General features: G+C 48.2%; 11 protein-coding genes. 2 read left to right on the top strand and 9 right to left on the bottom strand.

What is annotated here, in order from left to right; all coding sequences use genetic code 11:
* Positions 1-71: 71 nt before the first annotated feature.
* The 9 genes from M1D70_RS23765 to M1D70_RS23805 all read right to left on the bottom strand — a co-directional run bounded on the left by M1D70_RS23765 (position 72) and on the right by M1D70_RS23805 (position 14,384).
* Positions 72-1,598, bottom strand: coding sequence for an ABC transporter substrate-binding protein (locus M1D70_RS23765; RefSeq protein WP_009593266.1), 1,527 nt, complete (start codon positions 1,596-1,598; stop codon positions 72-74).
* Between the two features lie 107 nt (positions 1,599-1,705).
* A complete protein-coding gene (locus M1D70_RS23770) occupies positions 1,706-3,325 on the bottom strand; it encodes a response regulator transcription factor (RefSeq protein ID WP_456288141.1) in 1,620 nt (539 codons plus the stop codon).
* Between the two features lie 16 nt (positions 3,326-3,341).
* Positions 3,342-5,105, bottom strand: a complete 1,764-nt coding sequence (locus M1D70_RS23775; RefSeq protein ID WP_456288142.1) for a sensor histidine kinase — start codon at positions 5,103-5,105, stop codon at positions 3,342-3,344.
* A gap of 251 nt (positions 5,106-5,356) precedes the next feature.
* Positions 5,357-6,400, bottom strand: coding sequence for a glycoside hydrolase family 88/105 protein (locus tag M1D70_RS23780; protein WP_456288143.1), 1,044 nt, complete (start codon positions 6,398-6,400; stop codon positions 5,357-5,359).
* Between the two features lie 72 nt (positions 6,401-6,472).
* Positions 6,473-8,125, bottom strand: a complete 1,653-nt coding sequence (locus M1D70_RS23785; protein WP_456288144.1) for an extracellular solute-binding protein — start codon at positions 8,123-8,125, stop codon at positions 6,473-6,475.
* A 53-nt stretch (positions 8,126-8,178) separates the two neighbouring features.
* Positions 8,179-9,078, bottom strand: coding sequence for a carbohydrate ABC transporter permease (locus tag M1D70_RS23790; protein ID WP_009593275.1), 900 nt, complete (start codon positions 9,076-9,078; stop codon positions 8,179-8,181).
* A gap of 14 nt (positions 9,079-9,092) precedes the next feature.
* A complete protein-coding gene (locus M1D70_RS23795) occupies positions 9,093-10,184 on the bottom strand; it encodes an ABC transporter permease (RefSeq protein WP_009593293.1) in 1,092 nt (363 codons plus the stop codon).
* 125 nt (positions 10,185-10,309) lie between these two features.
* Positions 10,310-12,580, bottom strand: coding sequence for an AraC family transcriptional regulator (locus M1D70_RS23800; RefSeq protein WP_456288145.1), 2,271 nt, complete (start codon positions 12,578-12,580; stop codon positions 10,310-10,312).
* A gap of 787 nt (positions 12,581-13,367) precedes the next feature.
* Positions 13,368-14,384, bottom strand: coding sequence for an SGNH/GDSL hydrolase family protein (locus M1D70_RS23805; RefSeq protein WP_456288146.1), 1,017 nt, complete (start codon positions 14,382-14,384; stop codon positions 13,368-13,370).
* A 260-nt stretch (positions 14,385-14,644) separates the two neighbouring features.
* Here M1D70_RS23805 and M1D70_RS23810 point away from each other — a divergent pair, with 260 nt between their 5' ends.
* Both M1D70_RS23810 and M1D70_RS23815 read left to right on the top strand, forming a co-directional pair.
* Positions 14,645-15,712, top strand: coding sequence for a GntR family transcriptional regulator (locus M1D70_RS23810; RefSeq protein ID WP_456288147.1), 1,068 nt, complete (start codon positions 14,645-14,647; stop codon positions 15,710-15,712).
* 42 nt (positions 15,713-15,754) lie between these two features.
* The gene (locus M1D70_RS23815; RefSeq protein WP_009593236.1) at positions 15,755-16,759 is read left to right on the top strand and encodes an SGNH/GDSL hydrolase family protein; all 1,005 of its coding nucleotides are present in this window, start codon (positions 15,755-15,757) and stop codon (positions 16,757-16,759) included.
* The last annotated feature ends 21 nt before the right edge of the window (positions 16,760-16,780 follow it).

The raw sequence follows: 16,780 nt of genomic DNA on the forward strand, positions 1-16,780 counted from the left end.
TTCTTTAATAAATTACCGCATGAAAGTGACAATCCGATCGGCATCGACTGCCGATCGGATCGCACCGTCGCTTATTGTACTCCGTTTCCGCTAGCCCACTCGTCAAGCTGTTTTTGTTTTTCCTCGATAATTTTTTGAATACCGGCATTTTCAAGCTTATTGAGGAATTCAGGCAGTGCCTTCTCCACATCCAGGATTCCGCTCTCCAATGCTCTCCGGTATTGCTCAAGCACGCTATTGCAGGCGGCTACTTCATTCTTTACGGGTTCGGAATCGAATGAAAATCCGAGTGCTTTCGATTTCGCCGCCGACTTATTAAACTCGTCCATCTGCTCATAAATGCCAGGGTCGTCTCCCTCGAACACATAGGTAAGAAACTGATTCCCGTGCATCCAGCCATAATTTTTGTATCCAACGTTATCGCTTGTGACGCCGTCAGGATATCGGATCATATTGTCTTGTCCTTCGACTTTGACATAATGCTTGCCCTCGATGCCCCAAACCATTAAATTGACAATCTCTTTATCGGTATATAGCAGATTCATGAACTGCAGTGCTTTCTCAGGGTTTTCCGAATTGGAGGTGACACCGACGGCAACGTTCGTGACCGTATCCGTCTTGGCGACAGGCTGCAAGGTACGAACGGCGGTCATTTCCATACCGACGTTCCGGCTTTCCTGGACTTCAAATCCCGGCTTCATCGCGGACATCCATCCAGCAGCCTTTCCATTACTGACCAGCACGTTTGTAGACTCAGGGCTGGTCGCGGCATCTTTCATTAAATATCCCGCGAGATACCACTCCCGAAGCTTCTTCAGAATGTGCTCATATTCTTCTGAAGCGAACAAGTTAACGACTTTCAAATCGTCAAGACCGTTGTTCAGCAAGACCCCCAGATTATTGCCGAGCGGGTCATGTATGGCATAGGTGCTCATAATCGAACCATTCGACAAGTTGGCCGCTCCGGCCATGCCCGGTTCGTTCTCTTTAATGATCTTGAAAATGTTCTCGAAATCATCGAAAGTCTGAACTTGACCCAGATCGATGTTATGTTTATCCACCAAATCCTTTCGCATGACAAAACCATAATCCTGCGCTAAGTCCCTTATGCTTGGCACACCGTAACTTACGCCCCCCACTTTGGTTGCATTGTAATAGTCGGTGCCAAGGACGTCGATAATTCCCTGAGCATTTTTCTCCATGATATTTCCGATCGGATAAAGTACGCCCTTGGCCACTTGAGTACTGTAGTTTCCGAGCATCGCAATCATATCCAGCTTTTCTCCGCTCGACATCATCAAATTCACTTGATTGGCGAATGCGCTGTTGCTGATGGGTAGCAGCTTTACTGTCACATTGATTTTTTCTTTGGCAATCTTGTTGATTTCATCCTGAACGAGCTGGATGTCGGCCGGTACGCTGTCAAAGGTCGGGTATGCATAAACCACTTCATAAGGAGCATCGGATGCACCAGAGGAAGCCGCGCCGTCATCTTTTGAGCCTGCTGCGGAATTTCCTTTCGAATCATTCCCCCCGCAGGCCGATACCATGACCATCAAAGCCAGCAACAGACTAAACCATCCCCACTTTTTCTTCATATCCATCCCCCGTACTGTTTTTTATGGATTCGGATCATTCCGAGCCTGTTTTCATTGTACGGGCCACCATGTCCAACAACTACTCCGATTTCGACATGGAATTTGCATCAAATCGACTTTTCCTTGATCGAGCCGTTGGGAGCTTGTTTTCGGTAATCGGCAGGGCTCATGCCGAACTGCTTTTTGAATCTCCTAGAGAAGTGGGCGAAATTCGAATAGCCGGTTTGCGAAGCGATGGCGCCGATCGGCAAATTGGTTTTCAGGAGCAAATCTTTTGCCAGATCCAGACGCCTCCTCATGATGTATTCGGTGACGGATGCCCCGGCCTCTTTCTTGAACAAACGATCCAGATAATCGGGATTGAGATAGACATGGTTCGCCACCGTTTCTCGTGAAAGCTCTTCCGATTCGATCCGTTCCTGAATAAACTGCTCCACTTTATCGATGATGGAGTCCGTTCGCTGCAGCGTCCCCATCGATTCCATCGCTGTGTTGACGGTATGCCTAACCCAGAGGATCATGTCCGACACCGAACGGACGGCCCGTTGGTATAATCGTTCGGAGGCTTCGTTTTCGAAGAGGAGATGAGCCTCGATTCCCTTAAGCTTCAATACGTAAAATACCATCTGGAGAAAGTTGTGATGGAAGCGGTGAAGCGTTTCTGCCCCGGGCCCTTCGGTCCCGATCCAGCTTTTCAAAACAACCTCGGCCTCGATGACGACCTGAACACCTTGTCCCTCTTTCAGCATGATCGACCACGCATTCATGTCCGGGATCTTAATGGTGTCATGGATACGCTGTTTGCTTCCCCAAACGAAGACCTTATTCGTAAACGTCACATTGCCTTTGTCCCATCGCACCAACTGGCCGACCATTTCGCTCACTTCATGGCCGTACACCGCATTCCCAATATAGATCGACACGTCGCAATAAAACCATGCCGTGCACGATGCTATGAATTCCTCGCTGCGATTCCGCAGCGTCTCTTTATATGATTCCGCTTCCCGCTCAAAAGGAATCAGCGCGAGAAGAGTGCCTTCAGTTAATCCGAACAGCAGCCCGTTTCCGTGGACATGAAGTATTTCTTCGCCGCTGTTCAACAACGCGTATTCGATGATCTTCTCGTCGCGTGGAGAAAACGTTTTGTGATAGCGCTGCACGGAGATCAGGATCGGAAGAAGTCTCATACGCCGGTCGAAGGGAATATTTCGCTCTTCCGCCGCCCTTTGAATGTGTTCCGGATGCGAAGGGATCGTATGGTTGATGACGTCAAGCCATAACCGTTCCGCTAGCAGCGGTTGATGACGCGCCCAGAACTGGCCGATCCGGCTATATTGCTGCACCTCTTGATCTCTCATGATTTTTTCCACGACTTTGCCGATCACTTGCTGGAGCTCATCGCCTGGAATCGGTTTGAGCAAATAATCGAAGCTGCCCAGCTTGAGCGCTCGCTGCGCCAGTTTGAATTCGGCATGGCATGTCATAAACACGGTCTCCGTTTGCGGGTAGTTATTCCTGACCCATGCAAGCAGCTCCAGCCCGCTTTCTTGAGGCATCTCGATATCGCATAAAATAAGATCAACCCGTTCCTGTTCAAACACTTCCTTGGCTTGGCGGGCGTTATAAGCGGTAAAAACGGCTTCGATCCCTAAGCTCTGCCAATCCACATCCGACTTTAGCGAGTCGGTTAACAGCTTCTCATCATCAACGATCATCATGTTCAGCATCTTGGAATGCTCCTTTCTATACTGTGGTGCCCCCATCCGGTGAGAAGGGAAGTCTCAGTTCAACCATGGCTCCGTGCGGTTGAACGTTTCGCAGCTCCACCTTTGCCCGATTCCCGTAGAGAAGGCGCAGCCTTTGCTTCAAGTTCCAGAAGCCGATATGCTCTCCCTCCTCGTCGATGATCCGTTCATCGGCAGCGATTTTTTCAATCATTCCCTCTTTAAAACCGGGACCTGTATCTTGAATTTGAATGATGAGTCCTCGTTCCGGAGACTCATCCATTTCCACCCGGACTTGGACCCGAACCGGCTCATCGAGCGATATGGCGTGCTTCATCGCATTCTCCACGAGCGTCTGCATAACCAGTGGGGGAACAGGAGTCCGCAGAAGAAAATCCGGCACCTCAATTTCATGGATAATTTGACCCGGAAACCTCAGCTCCTGAATGTTCAGATAATTGCGAATATGCTGGATTTCATCCTTTAACGAAACGAACGTCAAATTGCTTTGAAACATGTAGCGAAAATAACGGACCATATAAAGCGACATGTCCTCAATCCGCCTCACATCGTTTCTGCGGGCCAACGTATGTATCATATTCAAGGCATTGATGTAAAAATGCGGTTTGATCTGCAATTGCAAATGCTGAAGCTCCGCTTTTTGCTTGTTCAGTTGCTCTTCATAAATGTTGATCCGGAGGCTTTTGATTTGTCCGACCATGCTATTGAACGTATCGTTCATGGCTCGAAACTCGATGGAGGTTGGATACTCCCGGATTTGCGTGTCGACATGGCCTTGCTCGATCCGATTCATCGCTCTGAGCAGTCGGTTTATGGGAACCAGCAGCCACTTTCGAAGCAAAATCAATCCGATGATCAGAATAACCACGGACCCGAAAGGCAATAGGGTAGAAATGGTTTTTAAGATGGGCAGGTGCTGCAATATCGTCTCTTCCGGAATAAAAGCATACAAGCTGAACTCGCCCAACCGCGAGTGTTCCCCGACCGTCAAATAACGGCTGGAGGTTCCCGTTAAATAATAGGACTGCGGATTGAGCTGCACCTCCACACCGCTATCGTCGATAAAGGTTTGGTTGACCATCGCTTTTCCTCGGTCATCGATTAGGAGGGCGGCTCCTTTATTCCCAACGCTTAGCAGCTCAAGCGGGGTTTGAAAGGAGCGAGCATTCAACCAAGCGCCTACTGTCGTACCGTTTTTCATCTTCAATAGACGGATAAGGTAGGTTTGGCCGTTGTAATTCTGGACGTACCATTTCTTACGATTTAATTCCAAAGGGGATGCACCGGCCTTGAAAGTCTCGTATACATGCGACCTAATATACTGCCGGTCCTCGTACGTCGAACGGCTCTGGAACGAATAATAATAGTTGTCGCTGGAAGGCTCGTACACGTACAGACCGTCCAGGACGCTATATCGTGAAATCGAGCTGGAGAGATTGGCAGCAATGCGTTGGGACGCGAAAAATCGTTCTTCCGGATTCACGGCATAATCCAATTCATTCAGATCCGTTCCAATCATTAATTCAATGAGATAATCATCTGCCTCTTTCAGTGTTGCATCAATTTGATCCCTGTAGAGCACCAGCAAATCCTTGTTGGAACTTGCTACCTGATTACGGACTACATCGATAGCGTATATGTTGGAATACAACAGAAATCCGATCAATGGCATGACGACCAGCAGTAGTCCTCCAATCATCCTGACCCGGATCGACTGCCACGTTAATTGCCTAAGGCCTCGGTACCTTGGCTTGATATTCATCGTCAGGCCTCCCCTATAGAAGTAAGCGGTTTCGCAAAAAAAGAATATTTCCGTTATCATAGCTCAGGAATGATTATAGTATAAAGGTTAAACTTGGATTCGTCTTTATAGGTGATGCAGGCGTTCGCTGACTTAAAGCCAGTATAGATACCTCTGGAAATAAAAAGGATGACTCCTGTTTACTACAGGAATCATCCCAAAAGTGACGTTTTTGCTGCCCCCGGCCAGTTTATACGATCTAATCGCTGCCGCTATGCTTGAGATTCGACAACTTCAATGACGGCTGCCAGGAACGCAAGTGCCAGTCCTTGCCCCCATCCTTGCGCCCACTTTCGGTCGATGCCGAGATATCCTTCGATATCGTTCATGACAGCCGTACCTCCGGATACGTTCAGAACCCTTCCGTTATCCGCAATATTGGCAAGAACGCCATCCAAGGCTTTTCGCACATATTTCGCATGCAGCGGATTGCCCTGCATGACCATCGCCGCGGCGATCCCCGCTGTCGCGGATACTTCGCCGTAGGCCTCCGGGTAATCGAGTACGGTCCCCCACAAGCCGTCGTCATGCTGCAGCCGTTTGATCGCCGCCAGCTGGTCGCGCAATGAGCTCCATATATGCATCATGGGAGGATAGAGATAGCCTTCAGGCAGCCCTCGCGCCGCACGCGACATCGTATAGGCCGCCCATGCGTTGGCGCGCGCCCAATGGATGCCGGACATATGGTCTTTTGTGACATGGTTGTAGCCGTGGTACCACAGAGCGGAATCCTCATCCTGCAGGTAATGAATATGCCTTTCGAATTGATGGAGCGCGTCGTCAATGAGTGCCTTCTTCTCAAGCAGCACGCCGACCCGAAGCTCCAAGTATGCCGCCATGAACAGGGTATCCGCCCAGCACTGCTCGGGAAAGTCATTGTTAGCCGACACCGTATGCTGAAGGACCCGGTCTCCGAACCGCAGAGCGTGATGTTCCAAATAATCGATCTTGCTTGAAATAATGTCCAGATATTTTTGATCCTTCGTCTGTTCGTACAGGGTGAGCAGCATATGCCCCATTGCACAGGTGTTCACGGTCCATCCCTCTGGAAGGCCCGCTTCCAGGTATTCCTCCACCCAATCGATCATCCGTTTCAGGTAAGCATGCTCACCCGTCACATCGAGCAGCCGGCTGACGCCATAGAATGCAACGCCGCCCGGCCAGTCCCATGTCAAATCCATGCCGAACGTATAGTCTGCAACGCGCTCCGCGGTTTGCTTTAGATCTTCCGAAGTGAGTTCCAATTTCAGTTTCATATTATCCCTCCTTCTCAGCAAGAGCTCCCGCTTGCGGCAGGAGCTCCGAAGTTCTCCATTGCATTAACCCGATTACCGGAATTGGCCTGCGTCGATCGCTTTTTGCTTCTCGTCCAAGATCTCTTGATAGCCTGCATCGAGGAATTTCTGCTTGGCTGCTTCGTACTTCGCATCAAACTGGTCTTCCGGCGCAAGGACAATGTCCAGATACAACTCCTGGAAGAGGTTGTTTAAATCCGCCTTATACTCGTTTACTTTCTCAAGAACTACGGTGAACAGCGGATCCTGGATCTGATACGGTTTTATTTCTTGCCGATATTTTATCATGTCTTCGACAATTTGCTCGTAACCGGCAGGCGTCCAGTTGTTTTTGTTTGCCTTAAGCGTGAGCTCGGGTGTTTCAAATGTAGGCGCTTCCGTTATAAGTGCCCAATAGTCCTTGTTATTGTTCTGGGAGAGTACGGATTCGCCCTTGAAATCCGGGTCTTTTACCGGCAGGCCATCGGAATCAAGCGTATAGTTTTCCCCTTCTACTCCGTTCTGCAGGAACATCAGGTTCTCCGGTTGGCTCATCCACTCGAGGTACATCCATACGGCTGCGCGCTCCTCCGCCGTTGATGCATGGTTGATGCCCATGATCAAGCCGAACGTCCAGTCGGCGCGGCCTTGCGGCACATTGCCCTCCGGCACGCCAGTCCCTGGTGGAATTACGGCAAATTCAGCTCCCGGATTGTTCTTCAGTGTTGCTTCAAACACGTCGGTGTTATTCGTAATGTACAGTCCGTACGTGCCTGTATTGCCTGCAACAAACTCGGCCTTAAGCTTATTATCATCGTCGCGAAGATAGAACTCTTTGTCAATAAGTCCATTATGATATTGATAACTTAAGTTACGCAACCATCCTTCGGTTGCCGCGGTCGTAAAGTCCGCAACAGATAGATCTGCATAAAGTGCGTGGACCTTCGGGTCGGTCGGCCAATCCCGGAAGCCATAGCTGTAGTTGAACACATTTCGTGTAAGACCGGCCCCGGCAACGCCGATTCCTGCTTCCTTCCATTTCATGAGCATTTCATTGTACTTCTCGAGCGAGGTCAAGTCCTCAACCTTCATCCCCACTTTCTCCACCCAGTCTTTACGAATGATATTGACAAAGTTGCCATAGTTATTTAAGTCCGGACGCTTACCGAAGAAAAATGTGTTTTTTCCATCGACGACGCCATATTGCTGAATCGTCTCGCTCATATTGCTCCAATAGGTTGGTGCATAGTGCTCAATCTCTTTCCAGTCCAGCTCCTGCATAACACCTTCTCCGTAGTAAGCAAGCGCCTGCGGCATGTCATAGTGAAAAATGATATCCGGCGCCTTGCCAGCTGCGAGCAGCTGCTGATAAGTCGTAACTTCGTTGGTGCGGGCGATCGGGGTGAACTTCACTTCGATGTTGTATTTGTCTCCGAATTCCTTTTGAATCCAGCGCGTGTAGTAGTTGTCGGTTACGTTCCAGCCTTCGAACGCCCGTTCATATACGGGAATTTCCATTGTGACTTTTTCCGAAAACCCTTGCGAGTAATCGGGATAACTGCCTGCGGCGTTTTGGTTTGGGCTGGTACCCTCATCGGATGGAGAAGACTCCTTCGAGCTATTGGTGCTGTTCCCCGTACAGCCTGCTATAAGAGCGGCAATGAATAGTAAAGTCATAAACATAGACATGATTTTCCGTTTGCCCATCGTATATCCCCCTTTTTAAATCTCATCCTATCGCTGCAAATGAACCTCAAGCACTATTCCTTGATAGCCCCAAGCATGACTCCTTGGACAAAATACTTCTGAATGAACGGATAGACGCAAATGATCGGCAACGTCGCAAATACAACGCATGCTGCTTTGAGCACTTCCGGATTGCTCAGCGAAACTTGCGTCATCTCAAGTTGAAAGCTCTCGCTTGCCTGAACAACCAGGTAATACAATTTCAACTGCAATGGCCGCAGATCGACATTATGCTTAATGTAGAATAGGGCATCCTGATAAGCGTTCCATCGACCGACCGCGTAAAAAAGGGACAATGTCGCCAGAATCGGCTTTGAGAGCGGCAGTACGATGCTGAACAGGATCCGGAAATGCCCCGCCCCATCCATCCGAGCCGACTCTTCCAGGCTGACCGGAATATTGCTGGAGATCGAAGTCCTCAATATCAGCAGGTTGAACGCGCTAAAGGACAACGGCAAGATGAGGGACCATATCGTATCGAGCATCCCCAGGCTGTTGATCAGCATATACTCGGGAATAATGCCGCCGCCAAAAAACATCGTAAACATAAAGATGAAGGTAAAAAATGAACGGCCCTTAAGCTGCTTTCGCGATAGCGGGTATGCTGCACAAATAGTGACGATCATACCGATCATGGTGAACAGCACCGTAATAACAACGCTTACATAAAGAGACTTCAGGATACTCTGATCAGCGAAAACTTTGCCATAGGCCTCCAGAGTGAAACCCGCTGGCCAGAGAAACACCTTGTTAGCAATGACGTACGCGTCTTCGCTTAAAGATTTTGCAACGACATGAACGAATGGAAGCAAACAAGCAAGTGAGGCAGCAATAAGAAAGAGACGGATCAGGATATCCCATATGTCCAGTTTCCTGCTGCGGCGAACGGCATAGCTGCTAACGGATGTTTTCATCGCTTCCCTCCTTTCTAAATGACACCGTCTTCGCCCAGTTTCTTGGCAACCCGATCAGCAATTAATATAAGGACGAGCCCCACGACAGCCTGGAACAACCCGAGAGCGGTTGCTCGGCTGAAGTTCCCGCCTTCGATGCCCCAGCGATATACCAAAACGGGAATCGTTGTGGTATACTCCGTAGTTGCCTTATTCGCTAAGGCAAAAACACGCTCAAAGGAACCTGCCATCACGTGGCCCAAATTCAAAATCAGCAATGTCACGATCGTGACTCGGATCGAGGGCAGGGTTATGTTCCACATTTTCCGCCACCGGCCTGCACCATCCACGACCGCCGCTTCATACAACTCTGGGTTAATGCCGCTTATTGCGGCCAGATAGATGATCGTCCCCCACCCCATGCTCTGCCATACCCCAATGAAGACATAACTGATCAGCCAATTGACGTCTTCTTGAAGGAACGGGATGCGTGTCCCCCCCAGATGCGCGATCAAATTATTGATCATGCCGGTTCCTTCACCCAATAATTGATAAGCAATTGCGCCGATAATGACCCAGGACAGAAAGTGCGGCAAATAGAGCAGGGTCTGATTTACGCGCTTGAATAGAACATTCTTGACCTCATTAAGTAACAATGAGAGCACAATCGGCATTGTAAAGCTAAATAAGAGGTCCGACACATTCAGCAGAAGCGTGTTGCGAATTGCGCGGCTGAATTCGGATTTAGCGAATATGTCTTGAAACACTTCGAATCCGACCCATTCGCTGCCCCAGAATCCCTTGGCAATCTTAAAATCCTTAAATGCAAGCACGAGACCGCTCATGGGCGCATACTTAAAAACCAACACAAACGAGAGAGGAATGAGGAGCAGGAAGTAGAGCTGCCAATCCCGACGAAGATAATAAAGAATCCCCAGTTTCTTATCTGTTAAGGAGGTTGAAGCGGTTTCATTTTTGGATGCAATGACTAGACCTTTCAAAATCTCACCTCCTCCGTTCACGATCTCCCCGACTCGGTTTCCTAGTTCGGCGACCTCGAGGTTGGACTTATCATATCGCCCCGATCGTCCGCAGGTAAACGCCGAATATTGATACATTTTCGTCATGATTGATTCCATATTTAGCCGATTCGATATTCAAAAGAGTGCAAGAATCAGTATTGACTAATCGCATCAAATGTTGCGATATATAACGCTTCACTTATACCTGTGAAATCGGATTGGTTGAGCCTTCACGATGTTCTGGACCTCTGCATCTTATAGCTGCTCGGCGGCATCCCTTCAAATTTTCGAAACAAGCGATTGAAGCTTCGAACATTCATGCAGCCTACCTCGGAAGCAATCTGCCCGATTGACAGGTGACTGTTCAGAAGCAATTCTTTTGCCTTCTCAATTCGCAGCGAATTAAGATAATCCGATATACTTTTCCCCGTTTGTTCGTAGACAATCTTTCGCATATAGGAGTAACTGATTCCGATATCCTTAGCCATCTCTTCAAAAACGATTTCTTCACGATAGCGCTCGTTCAAATAATGAATGATTCGCTCGGCGTATTTGTTGGACGCGACTGGTGAACACGTAAGGTAGTGAACGATCTCGCTGTAAAATCCAATAACATATTCTTCAAGCTCATCAAGCGTATCAAAAGAAGCCAAGGCAGCGTAAATGTTGCCCCGTCTCGAGAATATCCGCGCTGTGCTGACATTATTCTCTCTCAGATGTTTAATGGTCACGCCGACCAATTGATGATAGATGAACAAGATGTTATCGTAGGACACGTATTCGGCAGAGCGAATTTCGTCGCGAATGATTCTCAGTTCTTCGATGATGCTGTCCAGATCGGCATTGCCAAGGAAGTTGAGTATTCGTCTTTCGCTTTTAGCGGGATAGAGATATTTTTTCTCCCGCGGTTCCTCCTCCTTCCAGTACGTTATACCGCCGCTGCCGGCGATCATCCGCTGTTTGATCGCCTCCAATGCCTCTGCAAGCAATCCCGAGACCATACCTATCGAATCTGCCGGACTACTTACCCCGATGGTTACGGAGTGCCCCAGCAATTCAGCCGCAGTGTCCCTGATCATATCCAAAGCGTTATGAATGCCTTTTCTATGGTTGCCATCTTCCTCCTGTCTGTAGTTGATCAGAATTACAAAGTGACCGTCACCATGATAGACGCAGCGCGCATAAACCTCTTTCGGGAACAAATGATCACATTTCGAGAGAAGCAGGTAGCGATGGTAGCTGCGAGTTTCCGGATTGTTCCGGCTGATATAATTTCGATAGCCATCGATAGAAACGACGGCAGCCAGAAAGTGCGAGGCCGGGAAGATTTCTTCGGCCTGAGGCGTCACTTCCCCCCGCAACAAACCATGAATCGCGTGGCTCTGGGCATCCTGCTCGCGGATGCTCAGCAGCTTATAAAGCCCTTCCTCCTCTTCTTGCATTCGTCTGAATGCCGCCTCCAGGAATACAAGCTCATTTTTATCCTGCACCCCCGGATTGACGCGTCCGCGAATCGTTCGGACCAATTCCCTGGCTGGCTTGGACAACCACGTTGCCATAAAAACGGTCAGTATGGATCCCGCAAAAATAATGACAATCGTAAGGAAAATGATCCCTCTCTGCATAGAATGCGGTTTATTCATTAGTTCGTCGACCGAGTATATACTCACGTTAGTCCAATCGAATTCTTTCGAGCGTGACCACGCGTACAGCAACCGCTCTCCGTCAAGTTCGCGGAACGTGTACCCTTCTGGCAATTCTTCCTCGATAATTTCGCGAATAAACGGCTCACCATAAGCGCTCTTGAGCAACAAACTCTTGTCATGATGTGAGATGATGGCCCCGCTTGGCTTCATGAGCAGATAGCCTTGCTTACCCGACTTGGTTGATTGCAAATACTGCTCGATTTGCTCCTCCTTCAAATTGATAACGATCGTTCCGCGAGTAGCGGTTGAAAGCCGGTTTAAAGGCAGCGCGAACGATAGAACGTTCACTCCCGAATCAAGCCTGCGCGGATACCATACGCCACGTATCCCTTTTTGCTCGATAAGCGCCTCGTTCAGCCAGTCGATGGACTCGTATTTGTCCAAACTCGTAATGCCTTTATCCGTCGAAATCACGTAATTCGCATCGTCGAGATAAAAGAAAGACGAATACGCCCCATCGACGCTTTGATTCAGATTCAACAATTCTTTGAGAACCGCCATCGCTTTGCTCACATTCATGTAATTCGTTTTGAGTTCGGCAAGGGACTTGAACGGTCGAATTCGATCGAAGATGTCGGTGCCGCCAAGCCGTACCGTATTCTGGGACAAATTGTTCAAGGCATTCTCGTTAAGCTCGCGATTGGCATTTAATTCTGCAAGCGAAGTTTCCGCGAAGGCATGCTCTGAATTCCGTAGAATTTGAGAGCTGCTATACCAGGTTAATATCGCCATCGGAATGGCCATGATGCAGAACAGGATCAATGCCAATTGCATCATCATCGGTATTCGCTTCATTGGAACCCTCCATCCCTTTATTTGGTTTGAATTAGAATCAGTTTGATTACGCTTTGTTGATTCTCTTAATGTCTTCCATATGTATGTTTTTTTAATATGCAATAATAGAAAAAGTCCTGCCATCGCCACATTCTGCCAACGTTGCTTATTACGAAATAAGCTGAGCCATAAGATGGCCTCAGCTTACATTCGTTGTCGTTGTAAACTTAAAAAATGATGCCTTAATCGTATTACTTTTTTACATCACCTCCTCCATTTCAGTAAGGGAATTTTTTGATTTTTTTTATAACCGATTAATTGGATAAGATTTGTTAAGCGCTTACATTATTGAAAACAAAAATACTACTTCATCATTGAAATAGTCCCTTGATCAGAGACAATATACATCTTTATATACCACTGGCCTGAGTCATCCCTTCTTGTATCCTCTTATGTTACGCCTAAATTACTCAACAAGTAAATCACCATTAATGATATTTTTTACCAAGATTTGATCTGTTACTATGGACGGAATCATTTTTTGCCATGATAATCAAATATGACATGACCGATTTCTAGTCCTCGAGGGGAAGGTCAATCCTAGTAAAGGATTCATTCCTGGTTAACAATATAGGATATAAGCCTTTAAGCGATAGTTTGTCTCCAAAACCAGAGTGGACAGTATAAAAAAGTCACTAAAAAAGCTAAAAACCCTTGAATATCAAGGGTTTTCTTATCATGGGATCATAAATCAGATCGGACAACAATTCGGCAGCATCCTCGTGACAATCCTGTTTTTTGAGCGATTTCAGAACACGCATTCCGTGGCGATCGACGGACGCTTAAGCAATTCCCATCCGGTTTTGGCGGATATAAAAGAGGCAAGCTCCCAGCCCATTCGGTAATGCGTCTGATAGCCGGGATGATATCGGCCGCCCCATCCTTCCACCTCGGGATGAATCAACCCCAGATCAACCACGAATACCTTCCCGTTTCCGCTTTGACTGAAATAGGACACAACCTTATTCACGCTGGCAAGATAGTTGTTATTCATGGTTCCGACACAGCAAAAGACATAGGGATCGTTATATTGTTCCAGAATAACCTGAATGAATTCAATATAAGCGGCAATGTACGCCTCATCATCGATTGGCGTCGAATAATCGTTCTGTCCCAAATTAATGACGACTCCATCAGGAGTATACCGGGAAAAGTCCCATGACGCGGTCCCTTTGCCGAGCGTCCCAGAAAAATGTTCCGGCAATCCTTGCTTGTTCCCTAGCGCATCCTGCCAAACGCCGATCCCGCAAATGGCCATCGTATGATATTCCGCATTCAACATTCTGGCGCTGATTCCGACAAAGGACATGTATCCGTCGTCAAGATGCGGAGCTTCAGCGAGCACATGCGGATGGCCGATCCCTGCCCCATCCGTGATGGAATCCCCGAAGTACTCAAGCCGGAGTGGTTTTGCCGTGGGCGGGGCAAGGAAGCTTCCGCCATCAGGCAGCGAAAAATGATGAAATGCTATACTTCCGGTCAGGATTCCCGTTCGCTTGTGGATCTCTAAAGTGTGTTCACCCTTTGGGAGTCCCTGTTCGATTATGTATTGATGAACCCCCTTCTTCAAATGGATCCAATTGCGAGCGACACCGTCCACCACAATTTCAACGTAATCCTGGCCATCGGAATCCTCAGCCGTCATCGAGACGGCCGTACCTCGGAAGGCAAGAAAAACCGCGCTGTTGACCCAGGCGCATTTCGGCCTCTCTCTCTCGGTCAGATCAAATCTCCCCATCAGCCTGGCAAAGCTAAACTCCAACATAATTCCTCCCTTCAGCTTTTGCATCGAACATCAAGATTGCACTCGCGAATAATAAAGTATACTTTATTAAATCAATAAATCTATAATTATATTATCAACCCATATGTATTCAGTCAATTAAAAAGCGATCCCTATACAATAATGTATGTTTATATAAAGTAATCCAAGATTATCGGCTTGATTCCACTATATTAATAAAGTATACTTTTATATAATAATTTAACGTGTCATAATTATCATCAGTCTGCAAAAAGAGGAGAATGATTGTGAACGAGCCGAAGTACATGACGGTAAAACAAGCGCTGCTGCATCAGATTCAAGTCGGCGAGCTTCGTCCCGGCGATAAACTGCCGAATGAAGAAGATCTTATGAAACAATTTCATGTAAGCGGAATAACGATTCGAAAAGCGATGACGGAACTGGCAAACGAAGGCGCAATCACCCGAATCAAAAGAAAAGGCTCTTTTGTAAACGGAGCTCAAGCCGCGGACCATTCCAGTCACTTGATCGCGTTCATTTTATCGGCAGAGGACAATTACGATGTATCGTATATGAAAATCATCAAAGGCGCGCAGCAAGCGGCAGCCGAATTCAATTACTCCTTAATCGTGGAATGGAGCAATGAAAATTTGGCCGTTGAACAATCATCCATTCAGAAAATGCTGGACCGGAAAGTCGACGGCTTCTTGATTTATCCGTTCGATCCGATCCAGAGTCAGGATAACTACCTAATCATCGAACAAAACAACATCCCCTATCTGTTGGTAGACCGGTACAATGTGGACCATCCCAGCTATTTTTCCGGAAGCAACAACTACGACGGGGCGATCCTGGCCACCCGGGAGCTGATGCGTCTGAAACACACCAAAATAAAGTTTGCAAGCTATCACTTCTTTCTTCACTCCGAGCAGGAGCGGTTCGCCGGCTACTGCAGCGCCATGCGTCAGGCAGGGTTTCCGGTAACCGACGATAACTTGCTGACCCGCGTGGATTATGACGCACTGGCCGACAGTATTTTGAAGCGGAATGTTACCGCTTTGTTTTGCTGCAATGACAAACTTGCCATAGAAATGATCGAGAAGCTCACCGACCGCGGCGTTAGAATTCCGCAGGATGTTTCCATTATGGGATTCGACGATTGGGACCATGCCGGCAACCTATCGATCGGATTGTCTACCGTCCGGCAAGATTTCGAGGAAATCGGCAGAAACGCTGCGAATTTACTCCACCAAGTTATTCAAGGCAAAACTCATGGACGCAACACGAAAATATTGTCAGGTGTTTCGTTGGTGATCCGGGAGTCTATATGCGAGAATCCTTACGCCTAACGTTGTCAGCTCTAATAGATCAATGAAAGGAAGGAATGCGTTATGAAATTCGACTTTTCGACTTCCAGTCTGAGACACGGGCTCTTTCATCAAGAGCCGGATGGCATCTCCTGTTTTCTTCCCGGCAGTGCCATAACCGTGCGCTTTCATGGACGGGAAATAACGGCCGAGATCGAGGATGTCAACGGAGAAGGGAAAAGCTGGCTCAACGTCTATATCGATGATCTTCCGGTAAGGGTGATGAGAATCGATCCGGATAACCGGCTGTACCAGCTTGCGGACGACCTGGAGGACGCGCCCCATACCTTAACGCTGCAGAAGCGTACGGAAGCGGCATTCGGCAGCATTAAATTTACCGATTTGACGACGGAGAACGGAGCTTTTCTGAGCCCGCCACCCCCTCTTCCCCATCGTCTGCTCATCATCGGCGATTCGATCACGTGCGGCTTCGGCAACGAAGCGCAGATTCCCTGCGACTGCGATGCTTCTCGCGAAAATATCGCGCTTGCTTACAGCTCGCTGACCGGTCAGCTTTTGAATGCCGAAACTTTGATTGTGGGCGCGTCCGGTACGGGATGCTATCAGAATTTCGGCGGTGGCAAGGAAGGCCGCATGTCGGATTATTTCATGGAAACCATCTGTCCTGATCTCGATCAAGAAGCCATGGACCTGTTTCATCCTGAATGGGTTGTCGTTAATCTCGGGACCAACGATTGGTCCGCACCTATCGAGCCTGCGGATTACCTTGAACAATATCGCAAATTGACGGGTTTTATTCGCGATAGATATCCGTCCGTCCCATTGTTCTGCGCAATCGGTCCGATGACCCTCGGTCCCGCTCCCCATTTGAAAGCTCTCGTCAAAAGCCTCAACGAAGAAGGCGACGACAATATTCATTTCGTCGAATTCCCGCTCATTAAACGGCCGGAAGACGGCATGGGAGGCTGCGGACACCCCTCCGTCAAGAAGCATAGGCTAATGGCCGAACACCTGGCCGCGACGATCCGTCAAGTTTGTTCCCTGCCCCCTTTCCCCGGTAGCTGCTAAAACATAACGAAAAGGACCGCT

The organism is Paenibacillus sp. AK002 (genome assembly GCF_053903045.1).

Coding starts and splice junctions, on each gene's coding strand:
- M1D70_RS23765 (WP_009593266.1), bottom strand. CDS start 1,598: ATGAAGAAAAAGTGGGGATGGTTTAGTCTGTTGCTGGCTTTGATGGTC.
- M1D70_RS23770 (WP_456288141.1), bottom strand. CDS start 3,325: ATGCTGAACATGATGATCGTTGATGATGAGAAGCTGTTAACCGACTCG.
- M1D70_RS23775 (WP_456288142.1), bottom strand. CDS start 5,105: ATGAATATCAAGCCAAGGTACCGAGGCCTTAGGCAATTAACGTGGCAG.
- M1D70_RS23780 (WP_456288143.1), bottom strand. CDS start 6,400: ATGAAACTGAAATTGGAACTCACTTCGGAAGATCTAAAGCAAACCGCG.
- M1D70_RS23785 (WP_456288144.1), bottom strand. CDS start 8,125: ATGGGCAAACGGAAAATCATGTCTATGTTTATGACTTTACTATTCATT.
- M1D70_RS23790 (WP_009593275.1), bottom strand. CDS start 9,078: ATGAAAACATCCGTTAGCAGCTATGCCGTTCGCCGCAGCAGGAAACTG.
- M1D70_RS23795 (WP_009593293.1), bottom strand. CDS start 10,184: ATGACGAAAATGTATCAATATTCGGCGTTTACCTGCGGACGATCGGGG.
- M1D70_RS23800 (WP_456288145.1), bottom strand. CDS start 12,580: ATGAAGCGAATACCGATGATGATGCAATTGGCATTGATCCTGTTCTGC.
- M1D70_RS23805 (WP_456288146.1), bottom strand. CDS start 14,384: ATGTTGGAGTTTAGCTTTGCCAGGCTGATGGGGAGATTTGATCTGACC.
- M1D70_RS23810 (WP_456288147.1), top strand. CDS start 14,645: ATGATTGTGAACGAGCCGAAGTACATGACGGTAAAACAAGCGCTGCTG.
- M1D70_RS23815 (WP_009593236.1), top strand. CDS start 15,755: ATGAAATTCGACTTTTCGACTTCCAGTCTGAGACACGGGCTCTTTCAT.